This window comes from Winogradskyella vincentii (genome assembly GCF_020166345.1).
Classification (GTDB): domain Bacteria; phylum Bacteroidota; class Bacteroidia; order Flavobacteriales; family Flavobacteriaceae; genus Winogradskyella; species Winogradskyella vincentii.
Map to the genome: position 1 here is coordinate 431,522 of NZ_JAIUJS010000001.1, position 23,613 is coordinate 455,134.

Annotated in this window: 17 protein-coding genes; 12 read left to right on the forward strand and 5 right to left on the reverse strand. The window is 34.5% G+C overall.

Features of this window, described 5'->3' with window-relative positions; genetic code table 11:
• Positions 1-68: 68 nt before the first annotated feature.
• The gene (locus tag LBV24_RS02020) at positions 69-1,673 is read right to left on the reverse strand and encodes a RagB/SusD family nutrient uptake outer membrane protein (RefSeq protein WP_224476917.1); all 1,605 of its coding nucleotides are present in this window, start codon (positions 1,671-1,673) and stop codon (positions 69-71) included.
• Positions 1,674-1,694: 21 nt separating this feature from the next.
• Complete coding sequence (locus LBV24_RS02025) at positions 1,695-4,685, reverse strand: SusC/RagA family TonB-linked outer membrane protein (RefSeq protein WP_224476918.1); 2,991 nt, start codon at positions 4,683-4,685, stop codon at positions 1,695-1,697.
• A gap of 232 nt (positions 4,686-4,917) precedes the next feature.
• Here LBV24_RS02025 and LBV24_RS02030 point away from each other — a divergent pair, with 232 nt between their 5' ends.
• Positions 4,918-5,937, forward strand: a complete 1,020-nt coding sequence (locus tag LBV24_RS02030; protein ID WP_224476919.1) for a LacI family DNA-binding transcriptional regulator — start codon at positions 4,918-4,920, stop codon at positions 5,935-5,937.
• Between the two features lie 4 nt (positions 5,938-5,941).
• Here LBV24_RS02030 and LBV24_RS02035 read toward each other — a convergent pair whose 3' ends face one another.
• From LBV24_RS02035 to LBV24_RS02045, 3 genes are read right to left on the reverse strand one after another with little or no spacing between them, the layout of a single operon-like run.
• Positions 5,942-6,823, reverse strand: a complete 882-nt coding sequence (locus tag LBV24_RS02035) for a carbohydrate kinase family protein (RefSeq protein ID WP_224476920.1) — start codon at positions 6,821-6,823, stop codon at positions 5,942-5,944.
• A 5-nt stretch (positions 6,824-6,828) separates the two neighbouring features.
• Positions 6,829-8,445 carry a glycoside hydrolase family 32 protein gene (locus LBV24_RS02040; RefSeq protein WP_224476921.1) on the reverse strand — a complete coding sequence of 539 codons (1,617 nt, stop codon included), beginning with the start codon at positions 8,443-8,445 and terminating at the stop codon, positions 6,829-6,831.
• Positions 8,435-9,760 carry a sugar porter family MFS transporter gene (locus LBV24_RS02045; RefSeq protein ID WP_224476922.1) on the reverse strand — a complete coding sequence of 442 codons (1,326 nt, stop codon included), beginning with the start codon at positions 9,758-9,760 and terminating at the stop codon, positions 8,435-8,437. The genes LBV24_RS02040 and LBV24_RS02045 overlap by 11 nt, the downstream gene beginning before the upstream one ends.
• Before the next feature lie 317 nt (positions 9,761-10,077).
• On the opposite strand from LBV24_RS02045, the gene ilvD reads away from it, so the two are divergent.
• The 11 genes from ilvD (at position 10,078) to LBV24_RS02100 (ending at position 23,612) form a co-directional block, all read left to right on the forward strand.
• Positions 10,078-11,757, forward strand: a complete 1,680-nt coding sequence (gene ilvD / locus LBV24_RS02050) for a dihydroxy-acid dehydratase (RefSeq protein ID WP_224476923.1) — start codon at positions 10,078-10,080, stop codon at positions 11,755-11,757.
• A 45-nt stretch (positions 11,758-11,802) separates the two neighbouring features.
• Positions 11,803-13,539, forward strand: a complete 1,737-nt coding sequence (gene ilvB / locus LBV24_RS02055) for a biosynthetic-type acetolactate synthase large subunit (protein WP_224476924.1) — start codon at positions 11,803-11,805, stop codon at positions 13,537-13,539.
• 2 nt (positions 13,540-13,541) lie between these two features.
• Positions 13,542-14,072, forward strand: a complete 531-nt coding sequence (gene ilvN, locus LBV24_RS02060) for an acetolactate synthase small subunit (RefSeq protein WP_224476925.1) — start codon at positions 13,542-13,544, stop codon at positions 14,070-14,072.
• Positions 14,073-14,084: 12 nt separating this feature from the next.
• Positions 14,085-15,584: a ketol-acid reductoisomerase gene (ilvC, locus tag LBV24_RS02065; protein WP_224476926.1), complete on the forward strand. Its 1,500-nt coding sequence runs from the start codon at positions 14,085-14,087 to the stop codon at positions 15,582-15,584.
• A 29-nt stretch (positions 15,585-15,613) separates the two neighbouring features.
• Positions 15,614-16,882, forward strand: coding sequence for a threonine ammonia-lyase (gene ilvA, locus LBV24_RS02070; RefSeq protein ID WP_224476927.1), 1,269 nt, complete (start codon positions 15,614-15,616; stop codon positions 16,880-16,882).
• An 11-nt stretch (positions 16,883-16,893) separates the two neighbouring features.
• Positions 16,894-18,471: an NADP-dependent glyceraldehyde-3-phosphate dehydrogenase gene (locus LBV24_RS02075; protein WP_224476928.1), complete on the forward strand. Its 1,578-nt coding sequence runs from the start codon at positions 16,894-16,896 to the stop codon at positions 18,469-18,471.
• A 426-nt stretch (positions 18,472-18,897) separates the two neighbouring features.
• Complete coding sequence (locus tag LBV24_RS02080; RefSeq protein ID WP_224476929.1) at positions 18,898-19,521, forward strand: GNAT family N-acetyltransferase; 624 nt, start codon at positions 18,898-18,900, stop codon at positions 19,519-19,521.
• Positions 19,518-20,702: an argininosuccinate synthase gene (locus LBV24_RS02085; protein ID WP_224476930.1), complete on the forward strand. Its 1,185-nt coding sequence runs from the start codon at positions 19,518-19,520 to the stop codon at positions 20,700-20,702. The genes LBV24_RS02080 and LBV24_RS02085 overlap by 4 nt, the downstream gene beginning before the upstream one ends.
• Positions 20,699-21,676: an N-acetyl-gamma-glutamyl-phosphate reductase gene (gene argC / locus LBV24_RS02090; RefSeq protein ID WP_224476931.1), complete on the forward strand. Its 978-nt coding sequence runs from the start codon at positions 20,699-20,701 to the stop codon at positions 21,674-21,676. Before LBV24_RS02085 ends, argC begins: the two co-directional genes overlap by 4 nt.
• Before the next feature lie 11 nt (positions 21,677-21,687).
• The gene (gene proC, locus LBV24_RS02095) at positions 21,688-22,488 is read left to right on the forward strand and encodes a pyrroline-5-carboxylate reductase (RefSeq protein ID WP_224476932.1); all 801 of its coding nucleotides are present in this window, start codon (positions 21,688-21,690) and stop codon (positions 22,486-22,488) included.
• Entirely contained in the window at positions 22,485-23,612 is a 1,128-nt protein-coding gene (locus LBV24_RS02100) for an aspartate aminotransferase family protein (RefSeq protein WP_224476933.1), read from the forward strand. Before proC ends, LBV24_RS02100 begins: the two co-directional genes overlap by 4 nt.
• The last annotated feature ends 1 nt before the right edge of the window (position 23,613 follow it).

Sequence of the window (23,613 nt, forward strand, 5' to 3'; positions counted from 1 at the left end):
ATATATTAAAAAAAGGGATACTTATAAAAGTACCCCTTTTTACTCAAATAAAATACTTAAAAATTAAATTAATAACCAGGGTTTTGCGTTAACGTTCCACCACTAGCTTCAATTTGTTCTTGAGGGATTGGCATTACAGTTCTAAATGCATCACTGTTAGTTTTTTCCCACCATGAATCTCCCCATTTTCCGAATCTGATCAAGTCAGTTCTTCTACTAGATTCTTGGAACATTTCTTTTCCTCTTTCATCGAAGAAACCGTCAGCATCGATTGACGCTAATGGAGAAAGACCAGCTCTAGCTCTAATAGTATTTACATCTGGTAATGCCATATTCCAGTTACCAGCATTTCTTGCCATTGCTTCAGCTCTCATTAAGTACACATCTCCTAAACGTACGATTGGATAATCATTGTTCATATCTGGTCTACCAAATAATTGGAAACTGAACTTTTTAGCTCTTACACCACTCTGTCTAACAGAGTTAGGTTCTAGCTCACTAATTTCAGGTGTATACTCAACAACAATTGTTGGGTCATCAGAAGCATAGTCTAATAAATCAGCACCATCAAAATCAGTTTGTGGTCCTGCCAAGAAGTTAGCTTCTTTTCTTAAATCTCCATTATCATAGCTGTTATAGAATTCTTCTAAAACTTGGTAACCATTCCATGGTTGTGCATCTAATGCAAAAGTTTGCTGAGAACTATAATGTAAGTTCATCTGAGAAAAATTCATTCCTCCAGCATTTGACTCATCATAGTATATAGACCAAATCATTTCAGGGTTGAACTGATTGTTTGGTGCAAAAACTGCAGCGTATCCTGAAAGTTGATCAGGGTCTGAAGCAACATTTGGACGCTTTGCAAGATTTAATACTGAACAACCATCTTCACATAACTGGTAAGGACCATTGTCTATAATATAACTCGCGGCCCACATAGCTTCATCCCATCTTGCTGTACCAGTATAAACCTCAGCATTTAAATAAAGCTTAGCTAATACACCTAATGCAGCAAATTGATTAACAATATATGGTTCTGAACCAGTACCTAAATCACTACCAGATAAATCCATACTTGCTGTAACAGCTGGTATACCTAAGGCGTCTAATAATTCTTGCTCAACAAAATCAAATACGGCAGTACGCTCTGATTGCGGAGCATCCGAACCAGAAGAGGTAATAAGTTTTACTCTTCCATATAAATCTAACAATCTCCAATAGAAGAATGCTCTAATAGTTTTGGCTTGTGCAGCTTCACCTGGAGATAAAGCTGACTCTAATGCAAGATTAGTTTCTGCAATACCACCATAGGCATCAACCCAGGTTCCGTTAAGTGGTCCATTTGAAGAATTCACAGTATGTCTGTGCATATCTAACCAAATACCACCATCAAACCAGTCACCACCTTTTTGGCCAATTGCCATCTCATCAGAAGAAACTGTTTGTACTGAATAGTAACTACCGTGACCAGCCGAACCGTTTCTTAGTCTACCATATGCCGCTGCTAATGCCCCTGAAGGGAAAACACCACCTGCCGTCTCACCAGAGTTGTCTGGTACACCGTCATCAGAAAATTCAGTTGATAACTCATCTTCTAATACTTCTTCTAGATCTGTACAGGTGTAAAACATCATAGATATCACACCCAGAAATAATAATAAGAATTTTTTCATTTTTTTCATTTTCAATTTTTATTAAAATTTAACATTTAAGCCCAGTGTAATAGTACGATTCTGGAAATAATTGTAACGTCTGTCAATACCAGGAGCCAAAACTTCTGGATTGCCCGTATTACCACCGTTATCCACAGCTCCAAGATCTTGGAATGCTGGTTCTGGGTCAGCACCTGTGTAATCAGTGATAGTAAATAAGTTCTGTGCTGTTAAAGACACCCTTGCACTCTTAATGAACGAATCATCATTTAAATCAAAGTTGTACCCAACAGTTAAGTTGTCTAATCTTAAGAAATCTGCTTTCTCAACATAATAAGAACTGAACTGAGCAGTTCTAATATCGTCTCTAGCTAAATCAGTGTTAACATAGTTGTACGACGACTGAGATCCAATTCTTGGCTCATAAAATACTCTAAACGTATTCACCATACTATGACCAAACGCACCTCTAAAGAAGGCATTTACATCCCAGTTACCAAACTGTACTTGATGTGTCCAACCGATTTCCCAATCCGGAAAACCTTGACCTAGTACTTTGAAGTCACCATCTTCTGCAAGCGCAGAACCTTGATCCGCAACTACATTTCCGTCACCATTAATATCTGCAAGAATAGGAGTTCCATTAGCATCAACTTCGCCTGTAAATACAGGTCCCCAAATTTGACCAATTTCGTCACCTTCTCTTACAAGAATTACTTCCGTATCATTTTGCCCTGGAGCACCTAAGTTAGCAATCGTTCTATCTCCACCAACATTCTTTTCAAGAACAGTCTCATAGGTAGAAGCAACAAGTCCCATATTATACTTAACTCTGTCGTTTCTTACAATATCATAATTAACTGTCAACTCAAATCCTTTAGTATTTAACTCACCAGAGTTTTGAAACTGAGAAGTAAATCCGTTGTTAGAAGCTGCATCAATTTGAACCGAGGTAATAAAGTCGACAATATCTCTGTTATATAAATCCACTGTAGCAGATAATCTGTCCATTGCGAATTCAATACCGAAATTAAGCTCTCTTTTTTCCTCCCATTTTAAATCTGGGTTAGCAAGTCTTGTACCAATACCTGTAGAAGATGATCCGAAACCACCAGCACCATTTGTTACATTAAATGTTGTTTGTGATAAACCTACTCCTGGAGGAATAGCTCCTGTTACACCGTATCCTAAACGTGCTTTTAACAAGGACACATTATCTAATTGAAGATAATTATTTAAATCTGCACCAACTGCTACAGACGGGAATGTACCCCATTGATTGTCCTCACCAAAACGACTTGATCCTTCACGTCTTAGAGATGCAGTTAAATAAATAGCGTCATCAAAAGTAAAGTTTCCTCTTAAGAAGAATGCAATAATTCTATCATCGTCATTTCTTCCACTATTAGCAATCACCCTACCTGCTTCGTTTAAATCTTGAGATACCTCAATTGCATTACTAAAATCAAAATCTACACCTGGAGGAAAATCTCCAACTTGTAAATAATTCTCATTAAAATCATTTTCTTGGAAAGAATAACCACCATCTAACTTCATTCTAAAGAAATCATTAAATGTCTTATTATATGTACCAAATAATTCTAAAGTCTTAGTTCTTGCCTCATTACTGTAGAAATCAGCTCTACCTTTTCTGAAAGGACTTACAGCACCTCCTCTAAAGAATGCAGTCGTTGGGTAATATTGATTATTATCTGTTCTAGAGACTTGTTGCCCAACATTTAATGTTGCTGTTAAGTCGTCCGTAATTGAATATCTGAAATCTGCATTATAATTAATGGTCGTCGTAGCACCAGCATTTCTATTTTGTTCAGCAATTGAAACTGGGTTAAAACTGTCAAATAAACCAAGAGTTTCGAAATATCCACCAAACTGATCTGAGTTAAATGCAAAAGGTGCATCGTCACCAAATACAGGAGCAGTAGGGTTATAAACTATTGCATAACGTAATGCTTCGTTAAATCCAAAATCACTATCTCTCTGCGTAAATGCAGAGTTGAAATTAATTCTTAATTTATCATTAAACAGTCTACCAGTAAAGTTACCTCTAACATTCAATTGCTCAAAACCAGAATTAAGTAAAATACCCTCAGTATCTCTGTAGTTTACTGCAACCCTGTAGTTAGTATTCTCCGCACCACCAGACATTGCAATGTTGTGAACTTGAGAAAAAGCAGATCTTGTTACCTCGTCTACCCAGTCTGTATCGCTTCCTAAATCTGTTCCACCAGTTGCAAGGAATTGTCCACGATCCATTATTTCTACTTCATTAATTGCATCAGAAACACCATACTGTCCATTATACTCAACTGAGAATGGCTGGTTGCTTTTACCAGATTTTGTGGTAACTAAGATTACACCACTCGATGCTCTTGAACCATAAATCGCTGCTGCAGAACCGTCTTTTAATACAGTAATATTTTTAATATCACTTGGATCCACATTGTTTAAGGACTGTCCTAAAACACCATCAATTACTACCAAAGGTTCGGTGTTACCACCAACAGTAGAAAGACCTCTAAGTCTAATTATACCATTGTCATTTGGGTTACCACCTTTGTTGTAAACCGAAAGTCCGGCTACTTTACCTTGTAATAACTGAGATGCATTGTTTATCACACCCTTGTTAAATTCTTCTTCACTAACACTTGTTACAGCGGTGGTGATTTCTTTTCTGACCTGATTACCGTATCCTACAACAACTACAGCTTCTAATTGAGCAACATCTTCTTCAAGAGTCACATCAATTACAGAGCGACCGTTTACAGCTATCTCTTGGGTTTTAAATCCAAGGTAACTAAAAACAAGTACAGCATCTGAAGCCACATTGTCTAAGGTGTACGTACCATCTAGGTCAGTTTGAGCACCATTTGTGGTCCCCTTTACTATCACATTTACTCCTGGCAGTGTACCAGCAGCATCTGAGACAGTACCTGTTACTGTTTGAGCGTACAGAATACTGCCCAAAACAAAGAAAAAACTACATAAAATTTTCCTTAATAGATTTTGTGTCATACTTAGTTTAGTTTAATTAGTATTTGGTTAGATGAGTTATTAAATTAACAAAAAAGAGTTAAATAAATATTAATTAAAGCTCTAAAATGGCCCTTTTTTAAGAGAACTGCAAAAAAAACTTAAAAAAAACTTAAAAAAAACTTACGAAAAGGTTTTCGGAAACTTAAAATTACACCTTATATTTAAACTTTAGAATTGACCATAATTTGTACTTCAAATTTTAAAGCTCAACATGAAAAAAACCACCTTAAAAGAAATTGCTGAAACCCTTGGTATATCTATTTCTACAGTTTCGAAAGCCCTTAAAAATTACCCAGATGTCAGTGCTAAAACAAAGAAGAGAGTTATTGATTTAGCAGAGTCTTTACAATTTACACCAAACACTTTTGCTCAAAGTTTACGGAGTAATGAATCTAAAACAATAGGTGTAATTATACCAAGTATGGTTCATTATTATTTTTCGAGCATACTAGATGCCATTATAAAGGAATCTGAAAAAAACGGCTATATGGTTATTATACTGCAATCTAATGAAGACCATGAGCTTGAAAAGAAACAAATTAATCTATTATTAAATAAAGGGGTTGATGGCATATTAATTTCACTTGCGAATGGCACAAAAGATTTTCAGTACTTACAGAAGGTTATTGATTACGGAATACCACTTGTGCTTTTTGATAAAATCAACAAACTACTAAAATGCTCTAAAGTCATTATTAATGATATAAAAGCATCCTATGATGTGGTAACATACTTAATAAATAAAGGTTATAAACGTATTGCCTATTTCAGAGGAGATTTAAATCCACAGAATTCCATTGACCGTTTTTTGGGTTATAAAAAAGCTTTAGAGGATAATGGAATAAAATATGACTCATCTCTCGTTTACTTAAGTCCAATAGCAAATTTTGATGAAGGTTATGCAAATGCAAAGAAATTGATAGAAGAAGACAAAATTGATGTGGATGCTATATATACGATTACAGATTTAACCGCTATTGGTGTAATTAACTATTTAAATGAGAAAAACATAAAAATACCAGATGAAATTGCAGTTTTTGGGTTCAGCAATTGGTTTATGTCTTCAGTTATAACACCTACACTATCGTCAGTTGAACAAAATGCCTATAGAACGGGTGAGAAGTCTGTTGAATTATTGTTTAAAGAAATAGATAGCAAACAAAAAGGAGAACCTTTTAAGCATGAAACTATTACAATTGATACAGAACTTGTGATACGCAATTCTACTTAATAAATCAGGAAGCCATCAAATTTTCAATTTCAGTCTGATTTAATTTAGGGTTAGCACCATTTTTTGATGCAACCAATGCTCCTATTGCACAAGATCTATCCAATATCTCTTGTTCATCCAATCTATTTGAAATCCCATCTACGAATGAAGCTAAAAATGAATCACCTGCACCTACAGTATCATTAACTGTAACTTTATAACCAAAATTTCTAAATACTTTTTTGTCCTTATAATATAAGGCACCTTTATCTCCTAAAGTGACACAAATATGTTTAGTGTCAGTCTGCTTGGATATATGGGCACAAAGTGCATCAATTGAATCTGACTTAAAGTTGTAATAATTACAAATCTCAATTAATTCCTCTTCATTAAATTTTATGAGATCTGCATATTTCATTAAATCTATTATGCATTCCTTATTATAATGTGGCTTCCTTAAATTAACATCAAACACTTTAAAGTTAGCAACTGAAATCAATTTCAAAAGCGTGGCATAGGTAGTTTGCATGCGAGACGCTAAGCTTCCGTAAATAAATACTTCTGCTTCTTCAGTAATTTTTTTTAACCTATTGGTGTGTTCAATAAAATCCCATGCGCATGGCTGTTCAATAGTATATGTTGCTGAACCACTTTTGTCTAGAGTAACAACGACCTTACTTGTTTTATAATTATTAGTTGTTTGAATTCCTTCTATATTAACATTGGTGTCCTTCAAATTTCTGATCAACTCTCTTCCAAGTTCATCGTTACCAACGCTACTAATTATGGTTGAATTATTATTTAAAGAACTCAACCTTAATGCAACATTTAATGGTGCACCACCAATTTTTTTCCCATCAGGAAAAACGTCCCACAATACTTCGCCAAAACAAACAACTTTAGACACTATTACTAAAAATTTAATTCACTGATTACAAGATTCTTTATAATAAAATCAGAATCGTCACTGATAATAGAAATTTGATCCAATGGATTATTTGGAAAAAATAATTCGGTCATTACAATTTCTCCATCATTAACAAATAGCTCTACTGACGTTTTATCCAATAAAATTTGAAACTTAGCATCATTGATCATATCAGACAATTTAACTCTTGAAATGTTTGGAGCAAATTTCTCAGAAAAATCAACTTTACCTGATTTTGTTCTATCCAAATAAATAGTCTTTGAATTATTATTTAATCCAATAATAAGAGAGTCACCATTTCTATTGTTGAATATTATTTGATATTCGTTTTCCTTTAAGTGTTTGAGATTAAACTCTAAGTTTAATCTATTGAAATCTATTTCTGCTGTTTCAAAGAAATTTGATAATTCTCCTGGTTCAATGCTATCCTTTTCAATAGTCTTAGATTTAAAATCATTTAATTCCTTAACAGGTATACTTTTTAGAAGATATTGGTTATTCTTTTTTACAAGGTTTAATTCTCTTGGGACAGTCATCGTACTACGCCATTTATAAGTTGGCACATCTCTCGCATAGTCCCAATTAGACATCCAACCAATAAACAACTTTCTTCCATCAGTATCAGGAATATTAGACCATGTTACACCGGCATAATTGTCACGACCATAATCTAACCAAACAGCTTTATTCTCATCGAGTTGCTCTGAGAATTTGTCATCAATTGTAAACTCATGACCATCAAAATCTCCAATAAAATATTGTGTTGCACTTCCTCCATTTGGTCCAGAAGGATTAATGCTTACCAGCAATGCCCATTTATATTCCTCGCTATCTTTAACTTTTAAAGGAAAAAGATCTGGGCATTCCCATACGCCACCATGCTCTCCTTTTTCTTCTCCGAATTCAGATTCAAACTTCCATTCTTTTAAATTAACAGAACTATAAAACATAATTTTATTTCCAGCGGCTAAGGACATTATCCATTTTGAATTTTCATTGTCCCAAAATACTTTTGGATCCCTAAAATCCTTGATTCCCGGATTTTTAATTACGGGATTTTCACTGTATTTAGTCCAGGTCATACCTTCATCGAGTGAATAGGCAATACCTTGAGTTTGAAAATCTATATCACCTCTTTTCTCGCCTTCCATATTATGATAGGTATAGATTGCCACAACAGGTGCTTTACCTTCAGTTCCAAATCCTGAAGTATTATTATAATCTACTACTGCACTACCAGAAAATATTAATCCTATTTCATCTGGGTAAAGTGCTATAGGCTGTTCTTCAAAATTTATTAAGTCCTCACTAACTGCATGTCCCCAATGCATTGGGCCCCATACATTATCGTCTGGATAATGCTGAAAGTACAGATGATATTTACCATTGAGATAGAACATTCCGTTTGGATCGTTCATCCAGTTATTCTTTGGTGTAAAGTGAAAAAGAGGTCTGTACTTTAATTCATCTTCACTAAGGTTTTCTGCAACTTCAATCTCTTTTGATGGTTTTTCTTTGGTCTCCTTACAACTGAAGCAAACGAAAAAAAGTAAAATCAGACTTAATTTACAGGCCGTTTTAAAGTTGAATTTATTTATCATTTTTAATAAGTTTTTTACTTAATTCTTCGAGTGATATTCCTTTAGTTTCTGGCATCATAAAAATCACGAATAACAACTGAAATACCATCATTATGGCGAATACTAAAAACACAGTCCCTGGTCCTATTGATGAGAACAAAACTGGAACTAATGAAGGGATTATTGCCGCTAATATCCAATGCGTTGAAGTACCAAAAGACTGACCACTTGCTCTTAAATGATTAGGAAATATTTCAGAAATATAAACCCATATTATAGCTCCTTGACCAATCGCATGCGACGCAATAAATAAGAATAAAAAAATGGGTACAGCTAGTCCTTCCCAATTAAGAAAAAATGCTATCGAAACCAGACTTAAAGAAATAATATATCCTATAGAACCAATATACATTAGCACTTTTCTTCCAAGTCTATCAATTAAAAATACACCCAATAAGGTGAATACCAAATTTGTGACTCCAATACCAATACTACTCAGCAAAGCTGTACTTTCGCCCAACCCAGCTTCTTCGAAAATTCTTGGTGCATAGTATAAAAAAGCATTAATACCTGAAAACTGATTGAACATTGCAACTAAAAATGCCAACATAAGAGGAAATCTATATTTCTTCATAAATATATTTTCACCTGAACTTTGATTTTTAGCCTCAGTTTTTATAGACTGAATAAACGCATCTGCATCTGCATCAGAATCAATTAACTCTAACACTTTTTTTGCTTCGTTTTCTCTTTGTTTAGAAATTAACCAACGAGGACTCTTTGGAACGACAAAAATTAAAAGTGTATAAATAAAAGCCGGAAATGCTTCTACACCGATCATCCATCGCCACGCATTTTCACCAACATTCCTCAGCAAATAATTGGAAAGAAAAGCTATTAATATGCCAAGAACAATATTAAATTGATACAGCGCCACTAATTTCCCTCTGTTTTTTGCTGGAGATATTTCTGACACATAGGCAGGTGCTGCAATTGTAGATACCCCTACACCGATTCCGCCTAAAAATCTAAAAAAAGCAAAACTATAAGGATCATTCACCAAGGCCGAACCTACTGCAGAAATCAAATAGAACACACCGATCCAAATAAGGGTTGTTTTACGTCCCAATCTGTTTGTTGGTATACCGCCAAAAATTGCCCCAAAAACTGTTCCCCATAACGCCATAGCCATTACAACAGAACCATGAAATGCATCAGATGATCCCCAAAGCGCTTGTAATTTTTTATCTGCCCCAGAAATTACAACGGTATCAAATCCAAATAAAAAACCAGCAAGTGCCGCTGTTATTGACCACAATAAAATTCGCTTATTCATAATTAATTACTCTATTTCAAAGCCTAAGTTATAAATCATTGTTGAGTAATAAATCAATTTTTTCAAAAACACTAGTTTTTAGACCCGAAATCGATTTCGGAAGAAATTGCTCATAGATTTTTAGCTACACACAAAAAAATATTCAATTATTAAGTCTTTTGAACATCATATAATTATTTACTTAAATATCTGATATACTGACACTTAAATAACTCTAAAGTACACTGAATTTAGCGTCTAATTAAAAATTCAATAATCATTTAGAATGTTCAAAAGTAATTTAGTCATAGATAAATACTTTACGCTTAAACTATTCTATGAGTCAATTAAATAAATTTAGTAAAACTGTCACTCAAGATCCGACTCAACCAGCAGCACAAGCCATGTTGCATGCCATTGGTTTAACCAAAGAAGATTTTAATAAACCAATTATAGGAATCGCTAGTACTGGTTATGAGGGTAACCCTTGTAACATGCACCTCAATGACTTGGCAAAACTTGTTAAAAAAGGCACTCAAAATGAAGATGTTGTAGGATTGATTTTTAACACTATTGGTGTAAGTGATGGTATATCAATGGGAACGCCGGGAATGCGTTATTCATTGCCATCTCGTGATGTAATTGCAGATTCTATGGAAACTGTTGTTCAGGCAATGAGCTATGATGGTTTGGTGACTGTTGTAGGCTGTGATAAAAATATGCCAGGAGCTTTAATGGCAATGATTAGACTAAATAGGCCATCCATATTAGTTTATGGAGGAACTATTGATTCTGGGTGTCATAATGGCAAAAAATTAGATGTGGTATCAGCATTTGAGGCATGGGGAAGCAAAGTGGCTGGAACCATGACTGAAAATGAGTTTCAAAATATTGTTGAAAAAGCATGTCCAGGAGCTGGAGCTTGTGGTGGAATGTACACTGCAAATACAATGGCAAGTGCAATAGAAGCACTGGGAATGGCATTGCCTTATAACTCATCAAACCCAGCATTGAGTAATGCTAAAAAACAAGAATCTATTAACGCTGGCGAAGCAATGAGAGTGTTACTAGAAAAGGATATAAAGCCATCTGATATCATAACCAGAAAATCCCTTGAAAACGCAGTTAGACTTGTTACAATTCTTGGTGGCTCTACTAATGCGGTGCTTCACTTTCTAGCAATTGCTAGAGCTGCTCAAATTGATTTTACATTAAAAGATTTTCAAGATATAAGCGATAACACACCTTTCTTGGCAGATTTAAAGCCTAGTGGTAAATATCTTATGGAAGATGTTCATGAAGTAGGTGGAATTCCTGCAGTGATGAAATACCTTCTTAAGAAAGGATTGCTTCATGGCGAATGCCTAACAGTAACAGGCAAAACTTTAGCTGAAAATCTTTTGGATGTTGAAGATTTAACAGAAGGACAAGATGTTATTAAACCAATTGAAGAGCCAATTAAGACAACTGGTCATTTACGCATGCTTTATGGCAACCTTGCTGAAGAAGGTAGTGTTGCGAAAATAACCGGAAAAGAAGGTTTAAGTTTTAAAGGAAAAGCAAAAGTCTTTGAAGGTGAATACGCCGCAAACGATGGTATACGAGATGGAAAAGTTGAAAAAGGCGATGTTGTGGTGATACGATATGAAGGTCCAAAAGGTGGACCAGGTATGCCTGAAATGCTCAAACCAACTGCTGCAATAATGGGTGCAGGCTTAGGCAAAGATGTCGCTCTAATTACAGATGGTAGATTCTCAGGAGGAACTCATGGTTTTGTCGTTGGACATATCACACCCGAAGCGCAAGAAGGAGGTACAATTGCTTTTGTACAAGATGGAGATACTATCACTATAGATGCAGAAACAAATACAATTTCTGTAGAAGTTTCAGAAGAAGAATTACAGAAAAGAAGACAAAATTGGAAAGCACCTAATTTAAAGTTTAAACGTGGTGTACTTTACAAATATGCAAAAACAGTTTCATCGGCATCAAAGGGCTGTGTGACTGACGAATTTTAATATAAAATCTCTGGCATAATTTTCTAAGAGATTAAAATGAATACTATGAAAGAAACGCAAACTCTAAAAAACAAAGCACAAAATAAAGATGCTTCTGTTCGTATAACAGGGAGTGAAGCTATTGTTAAATGCTTGTTAGAAGAAAATGTAAAAACTGTTTATGGTTATCCAGGTGGAGCCATAATGCCATTATATGACGAGTTTTATAAATATCAGGATAAGATCCATCATGTATTAACAAGACATGAGCAAGGTGCTACACACGCAGCTCAAGGGTATGCCAGAATTTCTGGAGACGTTGGTGTTGCCATTGCAACTTCGGGTCCTGGAGCAACTAATTTAATTACTGGTATTGCAGATGCTCAAATTGATTCTACACCTTTAGTTTGTATTACAGGCCAAGTACCATCTCATCTTTTAGGAAGTGATGCGTTTCAAGAAACAGATATTGTTGGTATATCTACGCCAGTAACTAAATGGAATCATCAAATAACAAAAGCATCTGAAATCCCAGAGGTTTTAGCAAAGGCATTTTATATTGCAAAAAGCGGCAGACCTGGTCCTGTTTTAATTGATATCACAAAAGACGCTCAGTTTGAAGAGTTTGATTTTAATTATGAAAAATGTAAAGGCATACGAAGTTACAAACCCGTGCCTAAAACTGATGAGAATTCGCTTGTTGAAGCAGCAAAATTGATTAATGAGGCAAAAAAACCATTAATAGTTTGGGGTCAAGGTGTCATTCTAGGAAAAGCAGAAAAAGAATTTAAAGCTGTTATTGAAAAGACTGGAATCCCATCTGCTTGGACCATTTTAGGTGTTTCAGCTATACCTACATCACATCCATTAAATGTTGGAATGGTTGGTATGCATGGAAATTATGCGCCAAATGTACTAACTAACGAATGTGATGTTCTTATTGCAATAGGCATGCGATTTGACGATCGTGTTACTGGTAATTTAGCGACATATGCCAAACAGGCTAAAATTGTTCATTTTGAAATTGATCCTGCCGAAGTTGACAAAAATGTAAAGACCGATGTAGCAGTTTTAGGAGATGCGAAAGACAGTCTTGAAAAATTACTTCCGCTTCTAAAAGAAAACACTCATGCAGAGTGGCGTCAGAAATTCAAAGATCTTTATAAGATTGAATTTGAAAAAGTAATTAAGAACGATTTATACCCTACCAAGGAAGGTCTTACCATGGGTGAAGTATTAAAAGAAATTAATACACAAACCAAAGGAGAGGCTGCAATAGTTAGCGACGTCGGCCAGCACCAAATGGTAGCTTGTCGTTATGCGGAGTTTAATCAAACCAAAAGTAACATCACCTCAGGTGGACTTGGTACTATGGGCTTTGGTCTACCTGCTGCGATAGGCGCTAAAATGGCTGCTCCAGAAAGAGAAGTTATTTCAATCTGTGGTGATGGCGGATACCAAATGACCATACAAGAGTTGGGCACCATCTTTCAACAAAAAGCTGCCGTTAAGGTTGTGGTTCTAAACAACGATTTCTTAGGCATGGTAAGACAATGGCAACAATTATTTTTCGATAAACGCTATGCATCTACAGAAATGGTCAATCCAGACTTTGTTGCTATTGCAAAAGGTTATTATCTAAATGCAAAACGCGTTTCAAAACGTGAAGAACTTGCAGATGCTGTTGCAGAAATGGTAGCCAGCAAAGAACCATATTTCCTAGAAGTATGCGTGGAAAAAGAAGATAATGTGTTTCCAATGATACCATCAGGTGCAACGGTTTCAGATATAAGATTAGAATAATTATGGATAAAGAAATAAAACATTTTACAGTATCTATTTATACTGAAAACAATATTGGATTGCTGAATAGGATTTCAGCAATATTCCAAAGAAGACATATCAATGTAGAGAGTTTAAATACATCTAGATCAGAAATTGAAGGCGTGTCGAGATTTACTCTTGTAGTGGATATTACTGAAGATCAAATGAAAAAAATCATTGGGCAATTAGAGCGACAGGTCGAAGTAATAAAAGCATACTATCATACAGACGAAGAAACAATCTATCAAATATCTGCAATGTTTAAAATTAAATCTGATTTGTTGTTTGAAGAACGTCAGATTCAAAATATCATTAAAGAAAGCAACGCTAGAATTGTCACGGTAAACAAAGAGTTTTTTGTTCTAGAAAAATCAGGTAGAAAACAAGAAATAGACTTACTATATAGGGAGTTAAGTGCATTTGGCATCATGCAATTTGTGCGCTCTGGACGTATAGCGGTTACAAAAAATCAAATGGAAATATCAAAAATGCTAGAAGCATTTCAACATTAAAACAAAAAGAAAATGTCAAATTATTTTAACACCTTACCACTAAGGAAACAATTAGAACAATTAGGAAAATGCCGTTTTATGGATGCTTCAGAATTTGAAGATGGCGTTGATGCATTAAAAGGTAAAAAAATCGTAATTATTGGTTGTGGAGCACAAGGTCTCAATCAGGGATTAAACATGAGAGATTCTGGTTTGGATATTTCTTATGCATTAAGACCAGCTGCAATTAAAGAACAAAGGGCTTCTTATAAAAATGCAACCTCAAATGAGTTTAACGTAGGGACATATGAAGAATTAATCCCAACTGCAGATGTGGTACTTAATTTAACACCAGATAAGCAACATACAAACGTTGTAAAGTCTGTTATGCCACTTATGAAAAAAGGGGCGACATTAAGTTATTCTCATGGATTTAATATTGTTGAAGAAGGAATGAAAATCCGTGAAGACCTTACGGTAATAATGGTTGCTCCTAAATGTCCAGGGACAGAAGTTAGAGAAGAATATAAGCGAGGATTTGGTGTGCCAACACTTACAGCTGTTCATCCAGAAAATGATCCAGAAGGAAAGGGCTGGGCTCAAGCTAAAGCTTATGCTGTAGCAACAGGTGGCCATAGAGCTGGTGTTTTAGAATCCTCATTTATTGCTGAAGTAAAATCAGATCTAATGGGTGAACAAACTATCTTATGTGGATTGTTACAAACTGGAGCTATTTTATCCTTTGATAAAATGGTAGAAGAAGGTATTGAACCTGGATATGCCGCAAAACTGATTCAATTTGGTTGGGAAACAATTACTGAAGCACTTAAACATGGAGGTATCACCAACATGATGGATAGATTATCTAATCCGGCTAAGATTAAAGCCTTTGAAATTTCTGAGGAACTTAAGGGAATTATGCGTCCATTATTTGAAAAACATATGGATGACATTATCTCTGGTCATTTTTCAAAAACCATGATGGAAGATTGGGCTAATGATGATGTTAATTTATTAAAGTGGCGAGAGGCAACAGGCGAAACAGCTTTCGAAAAAACTGCTTTAACATCAGATCACATTACAGAGCAAGAATATTTTGATAACGGCACCTTATTAGTAGCATTTGTTAAGTCTGGTGTAGAATTAGCTTTTGAAACAATGGTAAGTGCAGGTATAATAGAAGATTCTGCTTACTATGAGTCACTCCATGAATTACCATTAATTGCAAATACTATAGCACGTAAGAAACTATTCGAAATGAATCGTGTAATTTCTGATACTGCAGAGTATGGCTGTTATTTATTTGATCATGCTTGTAAACCATTATTAGCTGACTTTATGAAAACGGTTGATTTATCAGTAATAGGTAAACCATATTCAAATACAAACGCTGTAGATAATGTAGAATTAATTGCTGTAAATGATGCAATCAAAAATCACCCAATTGAAGAAGTTGGGCAAAGATTACGTGCAGCAATGACAGCAATGAAAGTTATTAAAACTGCATCTGTGGAGGATTCCGTTTTAGCATAAATTGCAAAAATGTATTTATTACATATTGGATGAAACAAACCGACACAACATATAAACCCTCTTTAAAAGCTGTTGAAACAGCTGCTGAAAAACTACATGGAATTGCCAATGTAACTCCTCTCATGAAGAATGCAAGATATTCTAAGCATTTTGATGCTAATATCTATTTCAAGAGAGAAGATTTACAAGAAGTACGTTCATATAAAATCAGAGGTGCTTATAATAAAATTTCATCCTTGAGTAGTACTCAAATAGAAAATGAAATTGTTTGTGCCAGTGCTGGAAATCATGCTCAAGGTGTAGCACTTTCATGTAAACTATTAAAAATAAAAGGTACAATTTTTATGCCTGCTCCAACACCTAACCAGAAAATTGAGCAGGTAAAAATGTTTGGTGAAGATTATATAAATGTGGTTTTAATTGGTGATACATTTGATGACGCCTATAACGCTGCAATTGAAGAATGTGAAAAATTGAATAAAACCTTTATTCATCCATTCAATGATGAAAAGGTAATTGAAGGGCAAGCTACGGTTGGTTTAGAGATAATAGATCAATTTAAATCACATCCAATCGATTATGTATTGGTACCGATTGGTGGTGGTGGATTATCAGCTGGTTTATCTTCAGTATTTGCAGTGTTGTCACCACAGACCAAAATTATTGGTGTTGAACCGAAGGGTGCTCCATCGATGCTAACATCAATAAAAAATAATAGAAACACAGAATTAAAATCAATTGAAAACTTTGTTGATGGCGCAGCTGTTAAACGTGTCGGTGATTTAAATTTTGCTATCTGCAAAGAAACATTGCATGATGTTATTACTGTTGACGAAGGAAAAATTTGTCAAACCATATTAGATCTTTATAACAAAGATGCAATTGTTGTTGAACCAGCAGGTGCATTAAGCCTTTCAGGTTTAGAACAATACAAGGAACATATTAAAGGCAAAAATGTGGTTTGCATAGTCAGTGGTAGTAACAATGATATTACAAGAACAGCAGAAATAAAGGAACGAGCCTTATTATATGCTAATCTTAAACACTATTTCATAATTAAATTCCCTCAGAGATCTGGAGCTTTGCGTGAATTTGTAGCTGAAATTCTAGGTCCAACAGATGATATTACCCATTTTGAATATACCAAGAAGACCAATCGTGAAAATGGAGCTGCTGTCGTTGGCTTACAATTAAAATCTCCAGAAGATTTAGAACCATTGATTACAAAAATGAAGCTTCATAATTTTTATGGAGACTATCTAAACGACAAACCCGATTTATTTCAATTCTTAGTTTAAAGAAAAATAAAATGACTATACCAGAAAAGTATCAAATTAAAGAGACTTTAAATCAAAATACTTACTTAGTAAACGGCGAATTAAAAGCTTGGACAGGAGATACTTCAGAGGTCTACTCTACCATTTCGTCAACCAAAGATTATCAACCAACCTTATTAGGCACAATCCCAACACTAGGTGAGCCTGAGGCACTTGAAGCACTTGACTCTGCGGTTAAGGCCTACGGTAAAGGACAAGGATTATGGCCAACTATGAAGGTTGCTGATAGAATTTCATGTATGGAAAAATTTGTTGAACAAATGAAAACCAAACGTGAAGAGGTAGTGAAACTTTTAATGTGGGAAATAGGTAAAAATCTACCTGATTCTCAAAAGGAGTTTGATAGAACGGTGGAATATATTTACGACACCATAGAGGACTATAAAAAAATGGACCGAGACAGTGCTAAGTTCGAAAAACATGGTGGTGTCCATGCCCATATAAGAAGAGGACCTTTAGGAGTTGTTTTATGTTTAGGACCTTATAATTATCCTCTCAATGAGACATTTGCTTTGCTTATTCCTGCATTGATTATGGGTAACACTGCAATTTTTAAACCGGCAAAATTTGGTGTGCTTTTACTAACCCCATTATTAGAAGCTTTTCAAAGTAGTTTCCCAAAGGGGGTTGTGAACATCATTTATGGAAGAGGAAGAACTGTTGCTACACCTATTATGAGAGATGGCCGTGTAGATGTATTGGCTTTAATTGGGAACAGTAAATCAGCAAACGCTTTACAGAATGAACACCCAAAAAGTAACCGTTTAAGAATGGTTTTGGGCTTAGAAGCTAAAAATCCAGCGATTGTCTTACCAGACGCTGACTTAGAACTTGCCATTAGTGAATGTATCGCAGGAACAACCTCTTTCAATGGTCAACGCTGTACAGCTTTGAAGGTTTTATATGTTCATGAAGACATTATCGAAAAATTCAATACGCTTTTTTCTGAAAAAGTCGACGCCTTAAAATTTGGGAACCCATGGGAAGATGGAGCAAAACTTACACCTTTACCAGAACCTGATAAGCCAGCATATATTCAAGAATTAATTGATGATGCTACTTCTAAAGGAGCCAAAATAATCAATAAAAAAGGTGGAGAAACCACCGAAAACTATATCTTTCCTGCTGTTTTATATCCAACTTCAAAAGAAATGAGGGTATACGAGGAAGAGCAATTCGGACCGGTAATTCCAATTGTACCGTTTTCAGATATTGAAGAACCTTTAGATGATATGGCATCATCTAATTACGGACAGCAAGTAAGTCTTTTTGGCAAAGACACAAAAACATTAGCTCCATTAATAGACACCTTAGTTAATCTAGTTTGTCGTGTTAATTTAAACAGTTCTTGCCAAAGAGGACCAGATGTGTATCCTTTTACCGGTAGAAAAGATTCTGCTGTCGCCACCTTAAGTGTTCATGATGCACTTAGATCATTTTCAATTAGAACATTTGTTGCATCTAAAGACAATGAATACAATAATGAAATACTTAAAGAGCTATTAGATTCAAAAGCATCAAACTTTGTAAGTACAGATTATATTCTTTAATAGATAGGTTATAATATGATTTTAACAATATTGATTATGAATAATTTACAAATCCATAATTTTAATTAAAATGTTTCTTTTAAGTATTGTCAATAAAAATATAATATGTAGTTTAGTCTTATGATTGTACAATTCAATATCAATAGAGACCGCATTCCCTTTGGGATTACAACTGCATTTCGCCGTCGCTAATAATCTGTTTAGCAATACAAACCTCTATTAATTAATCATTTTTTATTGTGCATAATTCAATTTTTACATATCACTCACTAATCACAGTTATCTCGAAAGATAACCATTTGTTGATTCGCCGTATTTTATCACGTCGCCCGTAAGGGTATGTATTCATTCTTGGAACTTAGGTGAGTCCGGTTCCGTTTTCAAAACAATAATTACAATAAATTCTTTAATTCAAATTCAATTACAATGCAAATTGTTATTGCAAACAAATCACATAGTATTTACGCAGAAATCATCTGTGACACAATTGCTGAAGCTGCACAGGTTAGAGGAACTGGTATTGCAAAGAGAAAACCAGAATACATTATCAATAAAATTATTAACGGCAATGCTGTTATAGCATTAGATGATGAAAAATTTGCAGGATTCTGTTATATAGAATCCTGGGGACATGGAAAATTTGTTGCAAACTCAGGCTTAATTGTACATCCAGATTACAGAAAGATAGGGCTGGCAAAAAAAATAAAAAAGGTAGTCTTTGAACATTCAAGGAATAAATTCCCAGATTCAAAAGTATTTAGCATAACAACAGGTCTCGCGGTTATGAAAATGAATAGTGAACTTGGATATAAACCAGTTACTTTTTCTGAGCTTACAGATGACCAAAGTTTTTGGGATGGTTGTCAAACTTGTAAAAACTACGACGTTTTACAACGTACCGAACAAAAAATGTGTTTATGTACAGGAATGCTATATGATCCAGCCAAAGAATTAAACAAAAAAGAACAAAAACATAATTACGATAAAAAAGTATGGACAAGATTAAAAAACATAAAACAGACCATCCTTTTAAAAAAAGATAAAAAATGAAAAAGTTAGTCATAGCATATAGTGGTGGATTAGATACATCTTATTGCGCACTTAGTTTAAGTAAAGCTGGTTATGAAGTTCATGCTGTTTCAGTAAATACCGGCGGATTTACAGATGAAGAAATCAAGGAGATTGAATCTAATGCCTATAAAATGGGTGTTTCTACTTATACGAATATTGATGCCATTAAAACTTACTACAACAAGGTTATTAAATATTTAATTTTTGGCAATGTACTAAAGAACAATACCTATCCATTATCAGTTAGTGCAGAACGAATTATACAAGCCATCGAAATAATTGAATATGCTAAAAATATAGGTGCAGAATTCATTGCACACGGTAGTACAGGTGCTGGTAACGACCAAGTAAGATTTGATATGATCTTTCAAACCCTTGCTCCAAATATAAAAATCATAACGCCAATTAGAGACCAACAACTATCAAGACAAGAGGAAATTAAATATCTCGTTGAAAATGGTATTGATATGTCATGGGAAAAGGCAAAATACTCTATAAATAAAGGTCTTTGGGGCACTAGTGTTGGAGGTGCTGAAACTTTAACTTCAGAGCAACCATTACCAGATTCGGCCTATCCATCTCAACTTAAAAAGGAAGGTAATGAAGAAGTAACATTAACTTTTGATAAAGGTGAATTAATCGCAATAAATGGAAATCAAAATGACTCTGAAAAAAATATTGAAATCCTAAATGATATTGCATCATCATACGCTATTGGGAGAGATATCCATGTGGGAGACACCATAGTTGGCATAAAAGGAAGAGTAGGTTTTGAAGCCTCTGCGGCTTTGATAATCATAAAGGCACATCATTTACTTGAGAAGCACACCCTTACAAAATGGCAGTTACAGCATAAGGATTATATATCTAATTTTTACGGAATGCATCTACACGAAGGGCAATATTTAGATCCTGTTATGAGAGATATGGAGGCAATGCTTCAGAGTAGTCAGAAAATGGTCTCTGGAGAGGTTAGCGTAACCTTAAAGCCTTACCATTTTAGTTTGAATGGTATAAGATCAAAACATGATTTAATGAATACCAAATTTGGAAGTTATGGAGAAGAAAATAGCGGTTGGACAGCAGACGAAGCAAAAGGTTTTATAAAAATCAATGCAAATGCCAACAAAATTTATCAATTAACAAACTTGGAGTTATGATTAAAGCAGGTATTATAGGAGGAGCTGGTTACACAGCTGGAGAATTGATAAGGTTATTACTAAACCACAAAGAGGTAAAAATCGATTTTATCTATAGCACTTCTAACGCTGGTAATTCTGTGTACCAAGTCCATCAAGATCTTGTTGGTTCTACAGAACTAAAATTTTCATCTGTAATTAATCCGGAAATTGATGTTTTGTTCTTGTGTTTGGGACATGGTAACTCTAAAGAGTTCTTATCAAAAACCGAATTCTCAAAACCTACAAAAATTATTGATCTGAGTAATGATTTTAGACTTGAAAAAGACGAAGTTTTTCAAGGAGAAACATTTGTATATGGATTACCAGAATTAAAAAAAGAGACCATAAAAAGTGCAACTAATATTGCTAATCCAGGTTGTTTTGCAACGGCAATTCAATTGGGACTTCTGCCATTAGCAAATTCAGGTTTATTACAATCAGACCTGCATGTTAATGCTGTTACTGGAGCTACTGGTGCTGGAACATCGTTGTCAGCAACAACACATTTTACATGGAGAGACAATAACTTCTCATACTATAAACCTTTTACTCATCAGCACCTAGGTGAAATCAATCAAACCATAAAAAAGTTACAAAACAACTTTGAATCTGAGGTTTTATTCATGCCAAATAGAGGTAATTTTTCAAGAGGTATATATGCAACTTTATATACTGATTATACCGAAAGTATAGAGGAGGCATATGATCTTTACGAGTCATATTATGAAAAGGCACCATTTACGGTTATTTCTAACTCACCAATACATCTTAAACAAGTAGTGAACACTAACAAATGCATCATTCACTTGCATAATCACAACAATAAGCTCCTAATAACTAGTATGATAGACAATTTGCTTAAAGGTGCTTCTGGTCAGGCCATTCAAAATATGAATTTGATGTTTGGTTTTGACGAATCCGAAGGATTAAAACTAAAAGCTAATTATTTCTAAAGTTAAGAATTATGAAAATCGCAATAATAGGAACAGGAAATTTAGGTAAGTCTATAGCAAACGGACTTATTATCAATAATGCAATAACAACATTATACCTAACCAAAAGAAATTTAGACGAATTAAGTGAATTTAAGGGTTACAAAAATGTGAGCCTCTCTTCAGACAATATTGAAGCTGTAAAGAATTCAGATATCTTGATTCTTGCAGTACAACCTGCACATTTAGAAAATATTTTAGTTTCAATTAAGCCATTTTTAAATGAAAATCATGTAATTATTTCTACCATTACAGGATTTAGCATTTCCAAAATTGAAAATATAATTGGCGAGGACAATTTTATAATTAGAGCAATGCCAAATACAGCTATTGCCGTTGGTAAATCAATGACCTGTCTTTGTAGCAATGCAAAAGGAGAAAACCGTATAAAGGTCGCAATCTCTATATTTAATAGGCTTGGAAATTCAATTGTAATTCCAGAAGGTCAAATGCAAGCCGCAACAGTAGTATGTGCTAGCGGAATTGCTTTTTGGATGCGATTAATACGCGCCACTACCCAAGCAGCAATTCAATTAGGATTTGACGCTAAAGAGGCACAAGAATTAGCAATGTATGCATCCGAAGGTGCTGCAAACTTGCTTATTACAAATGGGAATCACCCTGAAGAAGAGATAGACAAAGTTACAACTCCAATGGGTTGCACTATCGAAGGATTAAATGAAATGGAACATAAAGGATTAAGCTCTTCATTAATACAAGGAATGGTGGCTTCATTTAAGAAAATAAATACCATCAAAAAAGAACAAATATGAGTTTATTCGATGTATATCCATTGTACGACGTAACACCTGTAAAGGCAAATGATGTTTTTGTTTATGGTGATGATGGTAACAAGTATCTTGATTTATATGGAGGCCACGCCGTAATATCCATAGGTCATTCACACCCACTATATGTGAATTCAATCAAAAATCAAATTGAAAAAATTGGATTTTACAGCAATTCAGTGCAAAATCCATTACAAAATAAACTGTCTGAGAAACTAAATGAAATTTCAGGCTGTAAAGATTATCAATTATTCTTGTGTAATTCTGGTGCCGAAGCTAATGAGAATGCAATTAAACTAGCTTCTTTTCACAATAAGAAATCAAGATTACTAGCATTTAATAACTCATTTCATGGAAGAACATCTGCTGCGGTTGCAGCAACTGATAACAAGAAAATAGTCGCGCCGGTAAATGCACAGCAACATGTGGACTTTGTTGCACTTGGTGAACTCGAAAAAGTTGAAAATATTTTAAAGGAAAATGAAACATGTGCAGTAATCATTGAATGTATCCAAGGCGTAGGTGGATTAGAACAGAGTTCAACAGAATTTTACCAAGGACTAGAAAAGCTATGTAAAGAATATAATACCTTGCTCATTGCAGACGAGGTACAGTCTGGTTTTGGGAGAACAGGTGATTTTTTTGCCTTTCAATCACACAATATCCAACCAGATATTATATCTATAGCAAAGGGAATGGGTAACGGTTTTCCCGTAGGTGGTATTCTAATTCATCCAAAGATCGAAGCTTCTTATGGTTTATTAGGTACAACCTTTGGTGGTAATCATCTCGCATGTAGTGCAACATTGGCTGTTTTAGAGATACTTGAGAAAGAAAACCTAATGGCAAATGCCTTAATAACTTCAAAATACCTTCAAAATGCAGTCATTACTATACCTGAAGTAAAGAATGTAAAAGGGAGAGGATTAATGTTAGGGCTAGAATTTGATTTTCCAATTTCCGACTTAAGAAAAACACTTATTTATAAGCATCACATTTTTACTGGAAGTTCTAAAAACCCAAACCTTCTTAGAATATTACCTCCTTTGACCATAAAAAAAGAACATATAGACAGTTTAATTAATGCTTTGCAGAAAGAACTTAATTAAT